The 18,684-nt window shown below is 69.1% G+C and carries 14 protein-coding genes; 6 read left to right on the plus strand and 8 right to left on the minus strand.

All coding sequences use genetic code 11. From position 1 onward, the window contains the following. The first annotated feature begins 56 nt into the window (after positions 1 to 56). A complete protein-coding gene (locus D7X99_RS09020; RefSeq protein WP_233613238.1) occupies positions 57 to 1,628 on the plus strand; it encodes a von Willebrand factor type A domain-containing protein in 1,572 nt (523 codons plus the stop codon). A 101-nt stretch (positions 1,629 to 1,729) separates the two neighbouring features. Here D7X99_RS09020 and D7X99_RS09025 read toward each other — a convergent pair whose 3' ends face one another. Next, positions 1,730 to 2,332: a hypothetical protein gene (locus tag D7X99_RS09025; protein WP_121777420.1), complete on the minus strand. Its 603-nt coding sequence runs from the start codon at positions 2,330 to 2,332 to the stop codon at positions 1,730 to 1,732. Between the two features lie 215 nt (positions 2,333 to 2,547). Between D7X99_RS09025 and D7X99_RS09030 the strand changes: the two genes are divergently transcribed. Further along, positions 2,548 to 3,150 (plus strand): expansin EXLX1 family cellulose-binding protein, encoded by a 603-nt coding sequence (locus D7X99_RS09030; RefSeq protein ID WP_121777421.1) that lies wholly within the window; start codon positions 2,548 to 2,550, stop codon positions 3,148 to 3,150. Positions 3,151 to 3,192: 42 nt separating this feature from the next. Here D7X99_RS09030 and D7X99_RS09035 read toward each other — a convergent pair whose 3' ends face one another. From D7X99_RS09035 to D7X99_RS09055, 5 genes are all read right to left on the minus strand, one after another. Then, positions 3,193 to 3,792 (minus strand): hypothetical protein, encoded by a 600-nt coding sequence (locus tag D7X99_RS09035; RefSeq protein ID WP_121777422.1) that lies wholly within the window; start codon positions 3,790 to 3,792, stop codon positions 3,193 to 3,195. A 121-nt stretch (positions 3,793 to 3,913) separates the two neighbouring features. After that, positions 3,914 to 4,510, minus strand: a complete 597-nt coding sequence (locus D7X99_RS09040) for a hypothetical protein (protein ID WP_121777423.1) — start codon at positions 4,508 to 4,510, stop codon at positions 3,914 to 3,916. 69 nt (positions 4,511 to 4,579) lie between these two features. Then, positions 4,580 to 10,123 carry a DNA repair ATPase gene (locus tag D7X99_RS09045; RefSeq protein WP_121777424.1) on the minus strand — a complete coding sequence of 1,848 codons (5,544 nt, stop codon included), beginning with the start codon at positions 10,121 to 10,123 and terminating at the stop codon, positions 4,580 to 4,582. A gap of 39 nt (positions 10,124 to 10,162) precedes the next feature. Further along, a complete protein-coding gene (locus D7X99_RS09050; protein WP_121755118.1) occupies positions 10,163 to 12,325 on the minus strand; it encodes a hypothetical protein in 2,163 nt (720 codons plus the stop codon). Positions 12,326 to 12,442: 117 nt separating this feature from the next. After that, positions 12,443 to 13,255 carry a hypothetical protein gene (locus D7X99_RS09055; protein ID WP_120579889.1) on the minus strand — a complete coding sequence of 271 codons (813 nt, stop codon included), beginning with the start codon at positions 13,253 to 13,255 and terminating at the stop codon, positions 12,443 to 12,445. 221 nt (positions 13,256 to 13,476) lie between these two features. Between D7X99_RS09055 and D7X99_RS09060 the strand changes: the two genes are divergently transcribed. From D7X99_RS09060 to D7X99_RS09075, 4 genes are all read left to right on the plus strand, one after another. Then, on the plus strand, positions 13,477 to 14,535 hold the full coding sequence (locus D7X99_RS09060; protein ID WP_121777425.1) for a DNA topoisomerase IB: 1,059 nt from the start codon (positions 13,477 to 13,479) through the stop codon (positions 14,533 to 14,535). Between the two features lie 79 nt (positions 14,536 to 14,614). Beyond that, a complete protein-coding gene (locus tag D7X99_RS09065; protein WP_121777426.1) occupies positions 14,615 to 15,346 on the plus strand; it encodes a 2OG-Fe(II) oxygenase in 732 nt (243 codons plus the stop codon). Positions 15,347 to 15,460: 114 nt separating this feature from the next. After that, the gene (locus tag D7X99_RS09070; protein ID WP_120579886.1) at positions 15,461 to 15,655 is read left to right on the plus strand and encodes a hypothetical protein; all 195 of its coding nucleotides are present in this window, start codon (positions 15,461 to 15,463) and stop codon (positions 15,653 to 15,655) included. A 33-nt stretch (positions 15,656 to 15,688) separates the two neighbouring features. Then, positions 15,689 to 16,753 (plus strand): patatin-like phospholipase family protein, encoded by a 1,065-nt coding sequence (locus D7X99_RS09075; RefSeq protein ID WP_121777427.1) that lies wholly within the window; start codon positions 15,689 to 15,691, stop codon positions 16,751 to 16,753. A 13-nt stretch (positions 16,754 to 16,766) separates the two neighbouring features. Here the strand turns inward: D7X99_RS09075 and D7X99_RS09080 are convergent, their stop codons facing one another. After that, entirely contained in the window at positions 16,767 to 17,978 is a 1,212-nt protein-coding gene (locus tag D7X99_RS09080) for an alpha/beta hydrolase (protein WP_121777428.1), read from the minus strand. Between the two features lie 60 nt (positions 17,979 to 18,038). Beyond that, on the minus strand, positions 18,039 to 18,674 hold the full coding sequence (locus D7X99_RS09085; RefSeq protein ID WP_121777429.1) for a pyridoxamine 5'-phosphate oxidase family protein: 636 nt from the start codon (positions 18,672 to 18,674) through the stop codon (positions 18,039 to 18,041). Between the last annotated feature and the right edge of the window lie 10 nt (positions 18,675 to 18,684).

Here is an 18,684-nt window from a genome sequence, read left to right on the forward strand (position 1 = left end):
CTTCCACCCCCGCCCCGGCCGCCAAGAAGCGCGCTGACGCACCCTCGCCCGCGCCGATGATGGCCGAGGAGCGTGAGTCTTCCGATGCCCTGGCCGCGGCGGAGCCGGCCATGCGGCGCGCGGCGCCGGCGAAGGACGCCAAGGCCGCCACCGTGGCCATGGGCGCGCCGGCAGGCGTCCTGATGCCTGCCCCGCCGCCGATCCAGCAGCCCATGGAGAAGGGCAAGATGCAGCCGGTGGACGGCGACAAGGGCGTCGCCGAGGGCGGCAACGTCTTCGAGACCTACAAGGCCAACGCCTTCACCGAGACGGCGAAGGACAACCTGTCCACCTTCGCGGCGGACGTGGACACGGCCTCCTACTCCATGGCGCGGCGCTACCTGCAGCAGGGCCAGCTGCCCCCCACCCACGCGGTGCGCGTGGAGGAGTTCGTCAACTACTTCAAGTACCGCTACACGCCGCCGGAAGAAGGCGCCTTCACGGTGCACCTGGAGGGCGCGCCCTCGCCCTTCAACGCGCGCCGCCAGTTCCTGCGCGTGGGCGTGCAGGGCAAGGTCGTCTCCCGTTCGCAGCGCAAGCCCGCGCACCTGGTGTTCCTGGTGGACACCAGCGGCTCCATGGCGTCGTCGGACAAGCTGCCGCTGGCCATCGAGTCCATCAAGGTCGCGGTGAAGAACCTCAATGAGAACGACACCGTGGCGCTCGTCACCTACGCGGGCTCCACGCGGGACGTGCTGGCCCCCACGCCCGCCACGGACGTGAAGAAGATCCACGCGGCGCTGGACACGCTGGTCGCGGGCGGCGGCACGGCCATGGGCTCCGGCATGGAGACGGCCTACAAGCACGCGGTGAAGAAGGCCGCGGGTGGCGTGGTGTCCCGCGTGGTGGTGCTCACGGACGGCGACGCCAACATCGGCCCCAACCTCACCCCCAAGGCCATGCTGGCCAGCATCGAGAAGTACGTGGCCGAGGGCGTCACGCTCACCACGGTGGGCTTCGGCATGGGCAACTACCACGACAACCTGATGGAGCAGCTGGCCGACAAGGGCAACGGCAACAGCTTCTACGTGGACAGCATGAAGGAGGCGCGCAAGGTCTTCGAGACGCAGCTGACCGGCACGCTGGAGGTCATCGCGAAGGACGTGAAGTTCCAGGTGGAGTTCAACCCGAAGGCCGTCAGCCGCTACCGCCTGATGGGCTACGAGAACCGCGACATCGCGGACAAGGACTTCCGCGACGACAAGGTGGACGCGGGCGAGATTGGCGCGGGCCACACCGTGACGGCGCTCTACGAAGTGGAGCTCACGGGCGAGGCGCAGGACGTGGCCACCGTGCGCATCCGCGCCAAGGCGCCCAACGGCACGGAGGCCAAGGAGCAGGCCTTCCCGCTCACCCGCGCCAACCTGAAGCCGTCCATGGAGGCCGCGTCCAGTGACTTCCGCTTCGCCGTCGCCGTGGCCGCCACCGCGGACATCCTCCGCGCCGCGCCCGCCGCCGAGGGCTGGAGCCTGGCCACCACGCAGAAGCTGGCGGAGGGCGCCGTGGCGGGTGACGCCGACCGCACCGAGTTCGTCCGTCTCATCGGCCAGGCCCGCGCGCTGACGACCGCGTCGGCCAGCGGCCACTGAGGGCAGTACCCAGCACGACACACCGGGGAACGCGCAGCAAGGGGGGCTCTGCCCGCCACCGGGGATGCACCGGTGGCGGGCAGGGCTTTTTCAGAGGTGCTTCAGATGGTGCTGATGACTGGCGCCGTGGTGCTGGTGAAGAAGTCGGTGAAGGTCCCGTACCAGTAGGTCCCCGACCGGCCGTTGATCTTGCATGCCTTGGTGCCGGAGACGCTCAGGTTGGTCCCGGTGCTGTTCAGGCCGGCGCTGCCGGTCAGGATGCTGCCCGTCATGTAGTCGCAGTAGATGTCCCCATTGCGCGTGGTGGAGAGCGTCGTGGGGTCCACGGCGCGCACGGCCATGATGGTGGCCGCCGAGCCGCTCCAGCCGTTCTTCATCGTGAAGCCCACCGCGAGCCCCAGGCTGGAGCCGGAGAGGGACACGGTGCCCGGCGCGTTCAGCGGGACGGTCTCGAGCACCACCGACGCGCCCGTCGTCAGGGTGCAGCTGGCGCCACCCGTGCGGGTGAGCACGATGTTGTACTGCGGCGGCGAGGTGGTGATCTGCACCGTGGTCGCTTCGTAGTCACAGCCCTGCGAGGTCGCCGTCGTCAACCGCGCGCTCTGCTGCGCGAGCTCCGCGCCGTCCTCCTGCTCCGGACCGCCACAGGCGGAGAGCACGAGAGCGGACCCAAGGCACACCACGGACGTCAACTTGTTCATCATGGGAATTCCTTTCCTTTTTTGGGGAGGGGGAAGGCCCGGAGGCTAACAAGCCCGTCTGACAGAACCAATACTCGGAGTCTCGTCTGCCGTTGACGCGGAGCGCCGCGTGTATAATGCGCGGTATGAACAGACCCGCTTCGTTGCAAAATGCGTTGGTGTTGGCCCTGACCTCGCTTGCCTGTGGGGCATGCGGCGACTCCGCCTCGGGCGGGGGCGTGTCCCTGGGCGCCGAGCAGAAAGGGATTGCGACCTTCTACGACGCCAACGGGGGCGGCAACTGCAGCTACGACCCGGGCGGCGACCTGATGGTGGCCGCGATGAACCAGGCGCAGTACGACAACAGCGCCGCCTGCGGCCAGTGCGTGGACATCGTGGGGCCCAAGGGCAACGTGCGCGTGCGCATCGTGGACCAGTGCCCGGATTGCGATAAGGGCCACCTGGACCTGTCCCGCAAGGCCTTCGACAAGATCGCGGAGGCGAAGGACGGCCGGGTGGACATCACCTGGACGCCGGTGTCCTGCGACGTGTCCGGGCCGGTGGAGTACCACTTCAAGGACGGCAGCAACCCCTGGTGGACGGCCATCCAGGTGCGCAACCACCGGCTGCCCATCCAGAAGCTGGAGTGGAAGCGCGACGGCGATTGGAAGGCGCTGAAGCGCGAGAGCTACAACTACTTCGTCACCGACTCGGGCGTGGGCGAGGGCCGCTTCCAGCTGCGCGTCACCGCCCAGGACGGCCAGCAGCTCGTCGACTCCGTGGAGAAGGTGCTGGACGACGGCAGCGTGGACGGGGCGGAGCAGTTCGCGCCCCAGAAGTAGGCGCACGCGCCCCGCCGCCCCGTCCGTCACTGCGTCAGCGCATCAGAACGTGAAGATGGACGGGGACGTGGTGCTGGTGAAGAAGTCCGCGTAGCTGGCCACGTAGTTGTTCCCCGAGCCCGTCTGGCCGGAGATGGTGCCGTTCTTCGTCCCGGACACGGTGAGCGTCGTCCCGTTGGAGGCGATGGACAGGCTGCCCGAGTAGATGGAGCCCGAGCCCAGGAAGATGGACAGCCCCGTGGAGCGGACGATGGACAGCGTGTCCGGCGCCACGTGCTTGAGGCCCAGGGACTGGGGTGAGCTGCCGCTGACGCTGGTCTTGTACGTGTAGCTCACGGCCACGCCCAGGTCGTTGGCCGCCAGCGACAGCGTGGGCGAGGTGCCGGTGGAGGAGCCCACCACCACGCTGCCCGCGCCGAAGGCACAGGTGGCATCCGCCGCGCGCGTGACGGTGACGTCATAGATGGGAGGAACGGTTCCCGTCCGCGCCGCGGACGACACCGTGAACGTGCAGCCCTGGGACGTCCCCGTCACCAGCGCGGACTCCTGGGTGGCGAGGCCGTCCTCCCCCTCCACGCCAGCGCCACACGCGGTGAGGCCCGCGACGGCGCAAAGTGAAACAACAGACTTGATGTTCAGCATGGGAGTGCACTCCAGGGTTGGGGTGGTTGCAGCGCCATCCCCTATAAAATCAAACGTCAGACATTTAAAACATTTCACTCACAATGCCTGCCATCCAAACCCTGGGGTGCGAAGTCACCCATCAGAACGCGACGATGGACGGTGCCGTCTCGCTGGTGAAGAAGTCCGGGAAGGTGGCCACGTAGTTATCACCGGAGCCCGTCTCTCCGACGATCGGGGCGTTCTTGGTGCCGCTGACGGTCAGCGTCATGCCGTCCGGTTCAATGGACAGGTCTCCGGCGTAGATGAACTTCCCCAGCGCGTTGAAGTACAGGCCCGTGGACCGGGTGATGGCCAGCGTTTCCGGTGCCACGTGCTTGATGCCCAGCTGCTGGGGTGAGGGCCCACCCGTCCGGTACGTGTAGCTCACGGCCACGCCCAGGTCGTTGGCCGCCAGGGACACCGTGGACGGCGTGCCGTTGGAGAACCCCACCACCACGCTGCCCGCGCTCCAGGGGCAGGTGGAACTCGCTTCACGTGTGAGCGTGATGTCGAAGATGTAGGGGAACGGACCGGGCTGCCGCGGCGCGGACGACACCGTGAAGGTGCAGCCCTGGGAGGTCCCCGTCACCAGGGCGGACTCCCGGGTGGAGAACTCGCCCTGCCCTTCCGCTCCTCCGCCACACGCCGTGACCGCGACGACCGCACACAGGGAAACGACAGACTTGAGGTGATGCATGGCACTGCCCTCCAGGGGTTGGAACCGCGCCAACCCCTTTAAAGGCAAATGCCAGACATGCAAACCGGATTAACGCCGCAGCATGCCGCGCAGCAACTCCAGGGCCTCGGTGACCCCTTGCCAGACCTGGAGCGCCTTGATGCCCTCGCCTTCGCCCTGCACGTTGCGGCGGGCCGCGCGCTCCAGGGGCAGCAGCGCCCCCTCCACCAGCTCGATCTGCCGGCTCAGCTCCGCCGGAGACGGACCGTTCGCGGCGCGCTGGAGTGACTCCGCCTGTGAAGGCAGGGCCACCGACACCGGCCGGTCCGCCAGGGCGGTGATCGCCTTGGAGAGCTGCGCCATGTACGGGCCGAAGTCCGGCGCGGCCGCCTGGGGCATGGGCGCGTTGCGCAGCGTGGGCGCTTCCGCTTGGGTGGCCACGCGCTCCGTGAGGGCCTTGAGCAGCTGCGCCAGGTGCTTGAGGTACGGGGCCAGGTCCGTGGCCGGAGCCTGGGCCACGGGAGCGGCCTGGGGCATGGCCGGGAGGGACACCTGCACCGGGGCGGGTGGCTTCGCGGCGGCCTCGCGGCTGACGCGGGCTACCTCCAGCACGGCCTCGCGCAGGGCCTCCAGGTGCGGGGCCACGGGCGTGTCCTCGCTGGGGGCGTTCGCCTGCGCGGCGGCCTGCACCACCGCGTCGCGAACGGAGCCCAGTTGTTCCTCGATGGCGCCCAGCTGTCCGGTGACGCGCGCCACGGGGTCGTCTTCCTTGCCCCCCATGCGCTTCACGCGGGCGAAGCCCTGCTTGATCTCCTCCCAGCGCTTCGCCTTCTCCGGCGTCAGACGCCCACGCATCTCCTGGAGCTTGAGCAGGTTCTGCTCCGCCGCGGTGGTGAGTGTCTGGGATTCGCCCTGGTAGTGGTCGTCGATGCGGCGCTCCAGCTCGTCGTCCGTCATCGCGGAGACGACCTTCTCCGCCATCTTGCCCATGTTGCGGTAGCTGCCCTGCAGCTTGAACGGCGGCTCCGTGCGGAAGCGCTCGTCCTGGGCGGCGGACGCGATGTACTGGAGGTTCACCTTGAGCAGCACCTGCTGCACGCGGAACAGCCGCTGGAAGACGGCGACAATCTCCTGCAGCTCCGCCGCCGCGTAGCCGTGCTTCAGCTCGCCGGAGGGGACGTCCTCGCCCTTGGCCATCCGGATGAGGCGGTGCACGTCCTGCGGGTCGCGCGTGGCCAGCGGCGCGAGCACCGGGTTGGAGGTGAGCGCGTTCTCCAGGTAGCTGAGCGCGAACAGGTCCTCCTTGCCGTCCAGGATGTCACCCAGGTTGTAGGTGTCCGCGCGGTTCGCGAGCATGTCCGGGATGCGGAAGCGCTCGCCCGTCTCCGTGTACGGGTTGCCCGCCATCACCACGCAGAACTTCTTGCCGCGCAGATCATACGTGCGCGTCTGGCCATTCCAGACACCCTCCACGCGGCGCTGGCCGTCGCACAGGGAGATGAACTTCTGGAGCAGCTCCGGGTCCGTGTGCTGGATATCGTCGAGGTAGAGCATCACGTTGTTGCCCATCTCGAAGGACAGGTTGATGCGCTCCACCTCCTGCCGCGCGGTGGCGTTGGGCGCCTCCGACGGATCCAACGACTTCACGGAGTGGCCCAGCGCCGGCCCGTTCACCTTCACGAAGGTGAGGCCCAGGCGGCTGGCCACGTACTCCATCAGCGTCGTCTTGCCGTAGCCCGGCGGCGACATGAGCAGCAGCATGCCCATGCGGTCCGTGCGCTTGCCCTCGCCCGCCGCGCCCAGCTGCTTGGCCAGGTTCGCGCCGATGAGCGGCAGGTACACCTCGTCGATGAGCCGGTTGCGCACGAAGCTCGTGAGCACCTTGGGCGTCAGCTCCTCCAGCCGCAGCTTGCGCCGCTCGCGGTCCAGCAGGTCGCGCAGGTACGCGCGGTAGGCCACGTACGCGGGCACGCGCACCTGGCGGAACTCGCCCAGCCGAGACAGGAACTCGTCCAGGCGCAGGGACAGCTTGCGGTCCTGGACGCGCGAGTGGCTGCCCAACAGGCCCGTGGCCTCCGTGGCGGTGATGGCGCCCGCCGTCTCGCGGTCCAGCTTGCGCTCGGTGAGGAGCACCACCGCCGTCTCCAGAGCGACGTGGGCCGCGTCGCCCGGACCACCCTCACGACGGGCCAGGAACGCATCCACCCAGGCGCGAGCGATGCGCAGGCGCTCCGGCAGGTTCTTCTCCAGGCCGCGCAGGTCGTCGTCGAACGCGGTGCGCGAACCGTGGCGGTCCAGGTGCGCGAGGAAGGCATCCTTCAGCGCCAGGGCCTCGCGGCTGGTGGTGAAGCGGGGGCGGTCCACCGCCAGCTCCTCCACGAGGTAGCGACCCGCCTGCCGGCCCGCCGCGGGCGACGCCGCGAGGCCGTGGCCCTGGAGGAACGCGAGCACGCGCTCGCCCAGCTCGTCACCCAGCGCCACCAGGTCCGAGCCGATGTCGAACGCCTGCCGCAGCCGCGCGAGGCTGCGCGCGCGCCGGTGGAAGACGCCCCGGAGCGTGTCGTCCGGGTCGAACGCCCAGTACAGCGCGGCCCAGGCGCGAGGCACCGGGGCGAAGCGCAGGAGGCCCGCGCCCTGGTGCAGCGCGAGCAGCTTCTCCAGGAGCGCCGTCGCGTCCGAGTCGTGCACGCCGCGCTCGTAGCCCTCGTCGAAGCGGTCCGCCGCGTACGCGCGCACGCGCTCCATCAGCTGCCCCTGCGCGCCGGCCTCGTACAGCGCCGTGAGCGTGAGGCCGCCCTTCCCCTCCTCCGCGTCCATCAGCAGGCCCGCGGCCAGGTACTCCGCGCGGTACACGTCGCGCGTCTCGGAGACCAGGTGCTGATCCCAGAGCTCGCGGTACTTCAGCAGCTCCGGGTCCTCCAGCTTCTGGGTGTAGTCGGAGCCAGTGAGCTGGAGGTACAGCGCGCCGTCGCGAGGGACGAGCGTCAGCTCCAGCGGCTGGGTGTTGACGTGGAAGCGGTAGGGCCCCAGCTTGATGAGGCCTTCGCCGCCCTCGAACAGGTCCTGCTTGTCGCGCAGGGCGCGCAGGGCGTCCTGCTTCGCGGACTTCACCCGCGACAGCACTTCGTCCGCGCGCACGCTGTCCTGGAGCGCCAGCAGCTGTTCAGCCAGCTGCCGCAGCTTGAGGATCATCGCGTCGGACGCGAAGTAGGCGTTGAGCTCGTCGTCCGCCTTGAACGACTTCGCCCGGCGCTGCACGCCCTGGAGGATGCGCTCCGCCGCGCCGAAGAGGCCCGAGGCCCGGCGCTGACGCTCGTCCACCAGCGACTGCTTGCGCGCGCCGAAGGCCTCCAGCAGCTCCTCGCGCTTCTGGGTGATCTGCCCCAGGAACTCGTCGAACTCGCCGAAGCGGCCCTCCAGCTCCTCCAGCAGCACGGTGAGCTTGGAGAGCGCCTCGTCGCACTTCTCAGGCGAGTCCGCCTGCGACAGCGCGTTCTCGATGCTCTGCCCCAGCAGCTTGAACTGAGCGCCGAACTCCGCGCGCTTCTCCTTGCCGGACAGCTCCTTGCGCTTCGCCTGGAGCCCCGCGCGAACGCGGTTCAAGCGGCTGAACAGCTCGGAGATGCCCTCGAGGATCTTGGCCCGGGCCAGCGGGTCGCCCACCTGGAGCCCGCCCACCACCTCACCCAGCACCTCCAGGCCCTGGGCGGTGCGATCCACGTCCTCGGCCAGCGGGGCCAGCTCGGCCGTCGTCGTCAGAGGCTCCAGCCGCTCCAGCAGCCCGTCCAGCCGCGAGGCCAGGGGCTGGAGCGCTTCACCCTTCTGGAGGAAGTCCACGCACGCGGTGCTCACCGCGTCGGACGCGGCCACCACCGCCTGCTCCAGGGCGTCCACGCGCCCCAGGTCCATGTAGCGGACGTCCTTCAAGGTGATGAGGTGCCCGCGGTGCCGGCGCAGGTCCGCCAGCGCGCGCATGAAGCCCTCGGCATCCGTGAGCCCCTCCGGCTGCGCGTTGAGCAGCAGCGTCTCCTGCGTCTGCAGCGCCTGCGCGAGCGACTCCTCCGCGCGCTTGCGCATCGCGAGGACCTTCTCGAACTCATCAATGATGAGCTCGGAGGTGCGGCGCAGCAGCTCGATGGGCGCCTGGAGCCCCACTTCCGCGTGGGAGAGCCAGTAGTAGGCGTCCAGGGCGCGCGTGGCCGCGGAGACCAGGTCCTCGTAGGTGCGGCGCGTGGGCTTGTCCGTCTTCGCCACGCGCGGCAGCGTCAGGGCGTCACTGATGCCGCGCACCAGCTCCGCGTTGCCCACCTTGCCCAGGTAGCCCGGCGCGGGGGGCACCTTCGCCGCGTGCTCGTCGGAGACGAACGGCGTCTGCCACACCTGCATGGGGTGCACGCGCGTGGGCTCCTGCGACGTGGCGCGGAACACCACCAGCCCACCGTCCGCGAAGAGGCTCATTCCGTTCGCCTGCAGCGGCGTCTGCACCTCCTTGCGCACCAGGTTGTACGGGAAGAGCACATACGCGCCCTCGTCCCGGCGGTGGAAGACGTAGAGCACGTCCTCACCGTTGGGCGAGCGCACCGCCTGGTGGAACTCCATCCCCTCCGACGCGCCGTCGAAGACCTTGTAGTCGCCCGTCTGGAGGTAGTAGCCGCCCGGGAAGACGATGCCCTGGTCCTCCGGCAGCCGCACACAGGACTGGCCAATGGCGTCGATGCGCACCACGTGCTGGGTGCGCGAGTTGAAGACGAGGTAGCGGTACGCCTTCTCCCGGAACGGCAGGATGCGCAGGAGGATGAGCCCGCCCACCTGCGTCCAGGCGAACTCCGCGTCGTCCAGCGACTGGTCCGGGTCGTCCACCGGCTCGCTGTAGATGCCCAGGCCGGTGGCGGTGTTGTCCTCCACCTTCACGGTGAGGTCGCCCTTCACCGTCTCCACGAAGACCTGATCCAACACGTTGACGTGCGGGTGCTGGCCCAGCACGTACTGCTCGCGCGTGGCCACCGTCCACTCGAAGTCGTGTGACGGCGGGTAGACGTGGTCGCGCTCACCCTGGTTGTCCACGTAGGTGGCGTGACCCTCCACGTCCACGTTGAAGCGGAAGACCTTGAGGTCGCGCGCGGACAGGCCCGTCTGGAACACCGCGAGCAGGCGCGAGTCCCGCCGCCGCAGCTGCAGCAGCTTCGCGTCCTTGTAGTACTTGTACAGCTCGCCGAAGTCCTTCACGAACCGGGGGTCCGCGAGGAAGCCGCCGGCCTCCGTGGGAGGCACGGCGGACAAGTCGAAGCCCTCGGCCGTCTTCTCGAAGCGGTGCAGCGAGAAGACGTCCGAGATGTTCGTCTCCTTCTTCAGGCCGATGAAGACGTTGTAGCCGAAGAGGAGGTACTTCCCGACGCTGACGATGTCGCGGGGGACGCAGTTGTTCTCCGTGCGTACCCGCTCGTTGCCAATGACGGTGAGCTCCGTGCCACCGAACAGCGCCTTGCGCCGCCCGTTGAGGTCGTTCGCCTGGGTCGCCAGCGCGTCCGCCTGGGAGACGAGGCGCGCACGGATGACCTCGTAGCTGCCGCCCTCCAGCGTCGCCTCGCCCCCGGGCACCTGGGTGCCCGGGGTCTTGGTGCTGTCAGTTGCCATGGATGTTCACCGGAAAGGGATTGCGATTGGCGGGAGGCTTCAGCCCTGCTGCTTCTGCGCGAGGGCCGCGGCTTCCGACTGCACCAGCGCCTTGATGCCAGCGGCGGTGGACTCCGTGGGGCTCACCGACATGCGGTTGAGCAGCGCCGCGACGGCCAGGTTCTGCGCGTCGTTGCTGAGGCCCGGCTTGGAGAGGATCTCCTTCAGGTCCGCCGGCAGGTCCTTCTCACCGTTGAGGTAGCCACCGAGCGTCTTCTTCAGGGCCTCGCCGTGGTCCAGCGCGCCGTCCACCGAGCTGCCGAAGGACACGGCCTTGATGAAGTTCTCGAAGAACTTCCCGTCGCCACCGACGATCTGGAACTTCGCGTTGCTGAACGCCTGGCCGAGCACGCTGGCCTGGGCCTGCGCGATGTCCTTGCGCACGTTGATGGCGGCCAGCTCCACGTCGCGCTCCTTGTTGAGGCGCAGGCGGTACTCCTCGTGCTCGCGGCCCACGCCGTCCAGGGCCTTCATCGCGGTGGCCTTCTCCGACAGGCCCCGGGCCTCGGCCATCAGCTTCTCCTGGATGGCGGCGGCCTCGGCGAGCAGCTTCTCGCGCGTGGCGAACGCCTCGGCCTCGCCGCGCTTGTGGATGGCGCCCGCTTCCGCCTCCTGCACGCGGGCGTTCGCCAGGCCCTTCTGCTCCGCGCCAGCGGCCTCGGCGAGCAGCTTCTCGCGCACCGCGGACGCCTGCGCCTGGCCCTGCTTCTCGATGACGGAGGCCTCGGCCTCCTTCACGCGCACCTGCGCCATGCCCAGCTTCTCCGTGGCGACCGCGTCCGCCTCACGCACGCGCACGCTGGCCAGGCCCGCCGCGGCGGACTCGGCCTGGATGCCCTCGGCCATCCGCATCTTCGCCTTGGCCTGCTTGTCCGCGGCCTCCAGGTCGGCCTCGGCCAGGGTCAGCTTCTCCTTGGCGAGGAACACGGAGATCTTCGCGCTCGCCTCCGCGGCGGTGACGTCCTTCACGGACGCCTCTTCGGCGTGCGCCTGGGCGGTGATGATGATGGCGTCCTTGGTGCGCCTGGCATCCGACGTCACGCGCAGGTCCTTGATGTTCTCCTCTTCCTGGGCGACGGTCTTCTCCACCGCGATGCGGGCGCGGACGACGTCGGCGATGGCCTTCTTCTCCGTCTCCAGCGCCTTCTCCTTCGCGATGCGCTGCAGCTCCGTCTCACGCTCGCGGTTGATGGCCTCCAGGGCGCGGTCCTTCTCCACGCGCTCGGTCTCCACGCCCACCACGCGCTCGCGGTTCTTCTGGGCCACCTGCACCTGGCGCTGCTTGTTCTCCTCGTTGATGGCGATCTCTTCTTCCGCCTTGATGCGCGCCAGCTGCGCCTTGGCGAACTCCTCGCTCTTCACGCGGTCGGCCTCGGCCGTCTCACGCGCCTGGATGATGTCGATCTCGCGGCGCTGCTTGGCGGCCGCCTCCTCGCGCTGACGCTCGAGGGCGAAGATGGCCTCGTCGGCTTCCACGTTGCGCTTGGTCACGGCCATGCGCTCGGACTGGCGCAGCTCGTTGGTGAAGACGTTCTGCTCGGTGGTGAGCTGGGTGATCTTCCGGATGCCCTGGGCGTCCAGGATGTTGTCCTTGTCGAGCATCTCCACCGGGGTCTGCTCGAGGAAGTCGATGGCGCAGTCCTCCAGCATGTAGCCGTTCAAGTCGCGGCCGATGGTCTCGACGACCTTGTCCTTGATCTCGTCGCGCTTGGTGTAGAGCTGCTCGAAGTTGAAGGACTTGCCCACCGTCTTGAGGGCCTCGGAGAACTTGGCCTCGAAGAGGTTCTCCAGCGTCTCCTGGTCGGAGGCGCGAGCGCAGCCGATGGACTGGGCCACCTTGAGCACGTCCTCACGCGTCTTGTTCACGCGCACGAAGAAGGTGACCTTGATGTCCGCGCGGATGTTGTCCTGGCAGATGAGGCCTTCCTTGCCGCGGCGGTCGATTTCAACCGTCTTCAGCGAGATGTCCATCACCTCCGCGCGGTGCACGATGGGCAGCACCACGGAGCCGGTGAAGGTGACCGTGGGCTCGGTCTTCAACGTGTTGACGATGAGCACCTTGCCCTGATCCACCTGGCGGTAGAACTTGGCCACGCTGGCGAAGATGCCGAAGCAGATGACGATTGCGACGCCGCTGATTGCCGCGATGCTGATGAGGTCCATGGCCTATCCTGAGAAGTCCGTTGGGCGGGCCTTGTTCCAAGCACTCGGGGTCCCCCGCGAAAGCCACCCGGTACCGATTGTCGCGCCCGTCCGGAGGAGCCCGGAGGACGCCAATATTCATCGCTGGGCGCGGGCTCGCGCGATGGCCGCTGCCTTCAGCGGATCCCGCAGCTGCTCCATTTCCTGGGGGAGGAGCCAGTCCACCGGCTCCACCTCGTACACGCCCCGCTCCGCGTCGTAGCCGAGGATCAACGCCGGCTGGCCGCGCTTGAGCTCGTTGGGCTTGTCACAGAAGACGTTGAGGATGAGGCCCGCGGCCCCGTCGTCAAAGGTCGCGTGGCCATCCTTCGCGGTCACGCTGCCGCTGGAGATGGTGCACACGCGGCCCATCAGCGCATCGCGGCCCGGAGCGCGCCTGGCGATGAAGATGGGGCGCAGCGGCCGCACCGCGATCCCGCTCGCCACCGTGGCCACCACCGTGCAGACGAGGCCCAGGCCCGTGCTCACGAGCCACGAGGGCAGCATGGAGAGCGCCGAGTGCGTGGCCTGGACGCCGAGCAGCGACAACGACCAGGAGAGGAACACCACCAGGCTCACCGACACGGTGACGGGGATGCCCCCGAAGCCCAGCGCCGCGAGCAGGCCCGTGGCGGCCTCCGCGTCGTGCAGGTGCGAGTGCCCCGCGTGGCCGACGTCATGGCCCCCGAGGGCCTTCGCGCCCCCTTCGAGGATCCCCGAGGTGGCCTTGGCGCCGCCCTCGAACGCGCCGCTCACCGCCTTGGCGCCGCCCTCCAGGGCCGAGTCGCCATCCAGCATGTCGATGCCGGCCGCGCCGATGATCACGCACAGCCAGTACGCCAGCACCACTCCGAGGAGGATGGTGAAGATCGCGGTCGGGAACGCCAGGAGGGCGTCGAGGAAGGTTGTCATGCCCCGGGAATAAATTGAGAGGTGGGAGTCGCAACGAACTCTAAACGACTGCATCCCCATCCGAAAATGCCGCCCGGGGCTTTTCTGCCCGCCTGCTCTCCCTCCCGCCGGGGGGCAACCGGATTGCCGCCCCGGCGTAGGCTGCGCACTACAGGGAGGCGATGCCCTCCCACGCCACCGTCTCAGAATCCGAGCGCGTCCCACGAACGAGCCGCCAGGGAATGACCCAGCTGGAGCGGCTGCGGCAGGACGGCCACCGTCGGCTGGGGTCCATGAAGCGAGGCTTCCGCTACGTGGACGCGCGGGGCCGGGCTGTCTCACACGCGGAGCGTGAGCGCATTGACACACTGAGGCTGCCGCCCGCCTGGACGGACGTGGCCATCTCGCCCAAGGCCTCCGCGCGGCTTCAAGCGGTGGGCAGGGACGGAGCGGGCCGCTGGCAGTACCGCTACAGCGAGGCGCACACGCAGAAGCAGCGGGATGCGAAGTACCAGCGCATCGTCGGCTTCGCGCAGGCGCTGCCGAAGATGCGGCGGCAGGTGAGCAAGGATTTGCGCAAGCGGGGCCTGGGCCGGGATCGGGTGCTCGCGGGGATGCTGCGCATCCTGGGCACCTGCTTCATCCGTCCGGGCAGCGAACGCTACGCGGAGGAGCACGGCAGCTTCGGCCTGGCCACGCTGCGAGCGCGGCACGTGAAGGTGCATGGCGACACGGTGGTGTTCGACTACCCGGGCAAGTCCGGAGTGCGGCAGCACCGCGAGTTGAAGGACCGGCGCGTGGCGACGCTCGTGCGGCAGTTGTTGAAGGTGCCCGGGCGAGACGTCTTCAAGTTCGTGCTCGACGACGGCGCCGTGGTGGACGTGAGGCGCCGGCACATCAACGAATACATCCAGCAGGTGATGGGCCCGGGCTACAGCGCGAAGGACTTCCGCACCTGGGCGGGCACGCTCATCTGCGCCTGCGCGCTGGCGAGGGCTCGCGATCACGTGAAGGAGGAAGGCGACAGCGGTCCGGTGAAGAAGACCGTGCTCAAGAAGAGCATGGTGGCCGCGGTGCGCGAGGCCTCCGAGCAGCTGGGCAACACGCCCGCGGTGGCGAAGGCGTCGTACATCTACCCGTCCGTGCTCATCCTGTTCGAGCGGGGCCAGGTGGTGGACCGCTACTTCCGGTCCGTGGACGAGCTGGCGGCGAACTCGGGCGAAGGCATGCACTGCTCGGAGAAGGCGCTGTTGCACATGCTGGGCAAGACGAAGCTCAGCGCGAAGCAGGCCTCCCTGTAGCTCCGGACTCGGCCGGGAAGGAGGCGGGCGGTGGCGGTTCCCCTCTCGCGCGCACCGGGAAGGCGCTAGCGTCCGGTCCGTGCCCGAGTACGTCACCCACCGCGACGCCCTGCCCCGCGCCGAGCTGGAGTCCCTGGGGGATGCCCTGCTCGGCTCCCGCTTCGTCGCGCGCAGTCCGTTGATGGGCACGTTCCGCGCGAGCCGCGGCTTCGCGTTCATCTTCACGCGCGAAGGACGCGCGACGCTGGAGGCCCGCTTCCCGTTCCTGTCCGTCTACCTGCGCCGCATCCTCGACGACGACAGCGCGCGCGGGCTCCTGCCGTGGACGCAGCGCTGGTTCGGCGGCCACGACACGCGTCCGCGCCCCAATGCGTTCTATCTGAACCTGCTGCTGCTGGACTCGGGCACGCCGGTGGGACGGCACATCGACGCGACGTTGCAGGAACCGAGCGGCGTCCCGGACGCGACACCCGAACACGTGAGCGTCCTGTACCTGCGGGTTCCAAAAGGCGCGCAGGGAGGCGCGCTGCGGCTGCTGCGAGACAACCAGCTCCAGGGCGAGGTGCGGCCCCGGCCGGGTCTGCTGGTCCACTTCCGGGGCAACCTCCAGCACGAGGTCCAGCCCTTCACCGGAGGCCCGGAAGGCACCCTGCGCGCGAGCCTCGTCTGCGAGCAATACGCCTTCGCGGACGACGTGCTGCCCCGGCTCCCGGTGTTCCGCATCCAGTCCAAGGCGGGCTTCTCCGCCTACCTGGAGGCCCAGCGCGAGCGCGACGGCGCGGCCCCTTCCGTGGGAACGCTGGAGGAGTGAGCGCCCGCTGAAGCCCCGCTCCTGGAGCATGCAGCCGCCCGGGCAGACCACCGCTTGCGCCCACGGGGCAGCATCCCAAGCCTTGAGGTTCACCTTTCGCAGGAGTGGACGACCATGGCGGGCAAGAAGCTGGAGGGCTACGGCGAGACCAGTGAGCGGCGCCAGCGGCACCTGGAGAACGACGAGTTCTCCGAACGGGCGCCCCAGACACCCGAGGAGCTGGAGAAGGCGCGCACCGAGCCGGAGGATGGGCATCAGGTGGTGACCCTCCATCCGCTGGATTCAGAGCGTCCGGACGACGAGGACTGAGCACACGCCGGGCTGATAGGGTCCGCGCCCGCGATGAGCCAGAGTCTGACCTTGCTTGCGGGCCCCGACGCCCTGCGCATCCTCCGGGAGCGCGGACTGCGCGCGGAGGACGTGGACATCCTTCCGGGCGCTTCCGGTGGACCGAAGTGGCTGGGGCTGGAGGGAATCGACCGTGTCCTGTTCGGCGAACTCCTCCAGCAGCCGCGCACCCGGCCGTTGCATCTCATCGGCAGTTCCATCGGGAGCTGGCGGCTGGCGTGCCTGGCGCAGAAGGACCCGGTGGCCGCACTGAGGCGCTTCGCGGACGCGTACCTGGAGCAGCGCTACCCGCCCAAGCCCCCGCCCTCGCTGGTCAGCGAGAGGAGCGCGACGATCCTGGATTGCCTCCTGGGCCCGGACGGCATGGAGGAGATCCTCGCGCACCCGTGGGCGCGCCTGCATGTCGTGACGACCCGGTGCAAGGGACTGCTGGCGATGGAGCAATCCAGCATGCAGCTCGCGGGCTTCGTGCTGGGCGCGCTGGCGAACGCGGTGAGCCGCCGGACGCTCGGGCTTCACATGGAGCGCGTGGTGTTCCACACCGCCGGGGACTCCAGCCCCTTCGCCGGGCTCAAGGACCTGCCGTCGGTCCATCGTCCCCTCACCCGCGACAACCTGCGCCCGGCGCTCATCGCGTCGGGCTCCATTCCGATGGTGCTCGCGGGCGTCCACGACATCCCCGGCGCGCCGCCCGGCACGTACCGGGACGGCGGCGTCGTCGACTACCACCTGGACGTCGACTACGGCACGGGCGACGGGTTGGTGCTCTATCCGCACTTCTATCCGTACGTGGTGCCCGGCTGGTTCGACAAGTCGCTCAAGTGGCGGCGCGCGGGTCCGCTCAACTTCCGCCGCGCGTTGATCATCACGCCGTCGCCCGCGCATCTGGCGCGGCTGCCCGGTGGACGCATCCCGGACCGTTCGGACTTCACGGAGATGAAGGCAGACGACCGGATCCGCGCGTGGAGACAGGTGCTGACCGAAGGCGACCGCGTGGCCGACGAGCTGCGTGAGCTACTGGCCTCGGGTCGCATCGCGGATCACGTCCAGCCGCTGTAGCGCGCGGATCCATTCAGGAAGCGAGCCACGTGCGAAGCGTGGCGTAGACCTCCGGGTGGTCGAGCAGGTCCAGGTGGTTCGCGCCCGGGATGATCCGCTGGTTCGCTTCCGGGAATCGCAGTGTCAGCTCGGGCAGGGCATGCCGCCCGAGCGCGCTGTCCACCGGGACCAGCCCGTCACCGGGCAGCCGCTCCGCCAACGCCTTCGCGGTGGTCGCCGCGATCGCGTAGCAGGCCACGCCCTCCGGCAGCGTGACGCCGCGACGGGCATCCCCACCCCACCCGAAGCGCTCCCGCCCTTCCCAGTGCTCATCGAGCACGTTGCCGAAGCGCAGGTCGGTGACGCCAGCACCACGGATCCGTCCCAGGCGAGCGAACGGCGCGCTGTACGGACTGATCTCCAGCAGCACGTCCACCCAGCTCCCACCGCGCTCCAGCGGTGAGCCGTGATGGGGAGACCCAAGGCAGACGAGCCCGCGCAACAAGGGACGCCAGGCCTGGCCCTCGGCCTCCGCCGCGAGGCACGCGCTCCGCGCCACCAGTCCGCCCATGCTGTGGCCCATGAGCGTCAGCGATTCGAGAGGCACCGGCCAGCAGGCCACGAGCTGTTCCAGCAGCGCGGAGAGCGCACGCCCGTTCTGGGAGATGTGCAGGCCGCTGTTGTAGTGGAGGTAGACCGGCGTGTAGCCGAGGTCGCGCGCCAGCGCCGCGCCATGGTCATGCCCCCGCCGGCTCCACTGAAGGTCGTTCATCGAGGAGCCATGGACCAGCACGAGCAGCCGGCTGCCTGCCTCTGGGAGGGCGTCGCGCAAGGCCTCGGGCTCCAGGCACAACGGATGCCCGTGGACCCGGAACGCCATCGGAATCGCGAGCGGGTTGCCCTGCGCCTCCAGCGCATCCCCCAGCACACCGTTCAGCGCGGAGAGCACCGCCTCCCGCTGAAGCCCCGGAGCACTGTCACCCAGCCACGGCGAGAGCCGCGCGAGCACGGCGTCGAGCCCCGCCCCCACGTGCCGCGTGGCCTCCTGGAGTGTCGAGTAGATCCACCCCGTCACGGCCCGCGCCGGGCGCTCCAACGGCCTGCCCAGGACGGACGGCCCGCTGGCGATGGTGCAGTGCACCTCCTCGACGAGCCCCATCACGCCCCGGGTGGCCTGCACCGCGAGGCGGCTGGCACCCCGCAGGGCCTCCGCGTTCTTCCTGACGGCTGGCGACTGGCTGTTCATGGCTCACGCCTCCACGATCAAACCTACCGAACCGTAACCTACCCGACCGTAGGTCCAGGGTCAAACCGGGGACCGCTTCAAGCGAGCAAGCTCCTCGCGAAGGGAGCGGTTCTCCGTGCGGAGCGTCTGGAGCTCGGTCGACACCGGACGCAGCATTTCGTCCAGCTCCGCCTCGGTGAACCGGGGCGTGATGTGCTGGGGACAATTCCAGTCGAAGCCCTCCACCCGGAGCACGAAGCCGCGTTCCGCCTTCGCGCTTTGCCCGGGGACCTCCAGTCGCTCCATCATCGCAGGGTCCGTTTCGCGGGTGATGACGGACGCGTGCGCCAGGACCTTCAGGCGCGCACGGTTCGGGTAGTCCACGAAGATGAGCGCGACCCGGTCGTTCTCGCTGACGTTGCCCGCGGAGATGTACTGCTTGTTCCCCCGGTAGTCCGCGAAGCCCAGCGTGTGCGGGTCCAGCACCCGGATGAAGCCCGGCGGACCGCCCCGGTGCTGGATGTAGGGCCAACCGTTCGCGCCCATGCTGGCCATGTAGAAGCTGTCACGTTGGGCAAGGAACTCCGCCTCGTCGGGCGTGAGCACATCCGGTGCGTCCCCTGCCCTCTCGATACGTGCGTAGGCCGCACGGCTCCCGTTCTGCTCCTGGAACGCCCTCACCGCGGGCGTGAAGGCGAGTCTTGCGAAACGGCCCATGGCTTTTCTC

The organism is Corallococcus sp. AB032C, from assembly GCF_003668935.1.
Classification (GTDB): Bacteria; Myxococcota; Myxococcia; order Myxococcales; family Myxococcaceae; genus Corallococcus; species Corallococcus exiguus.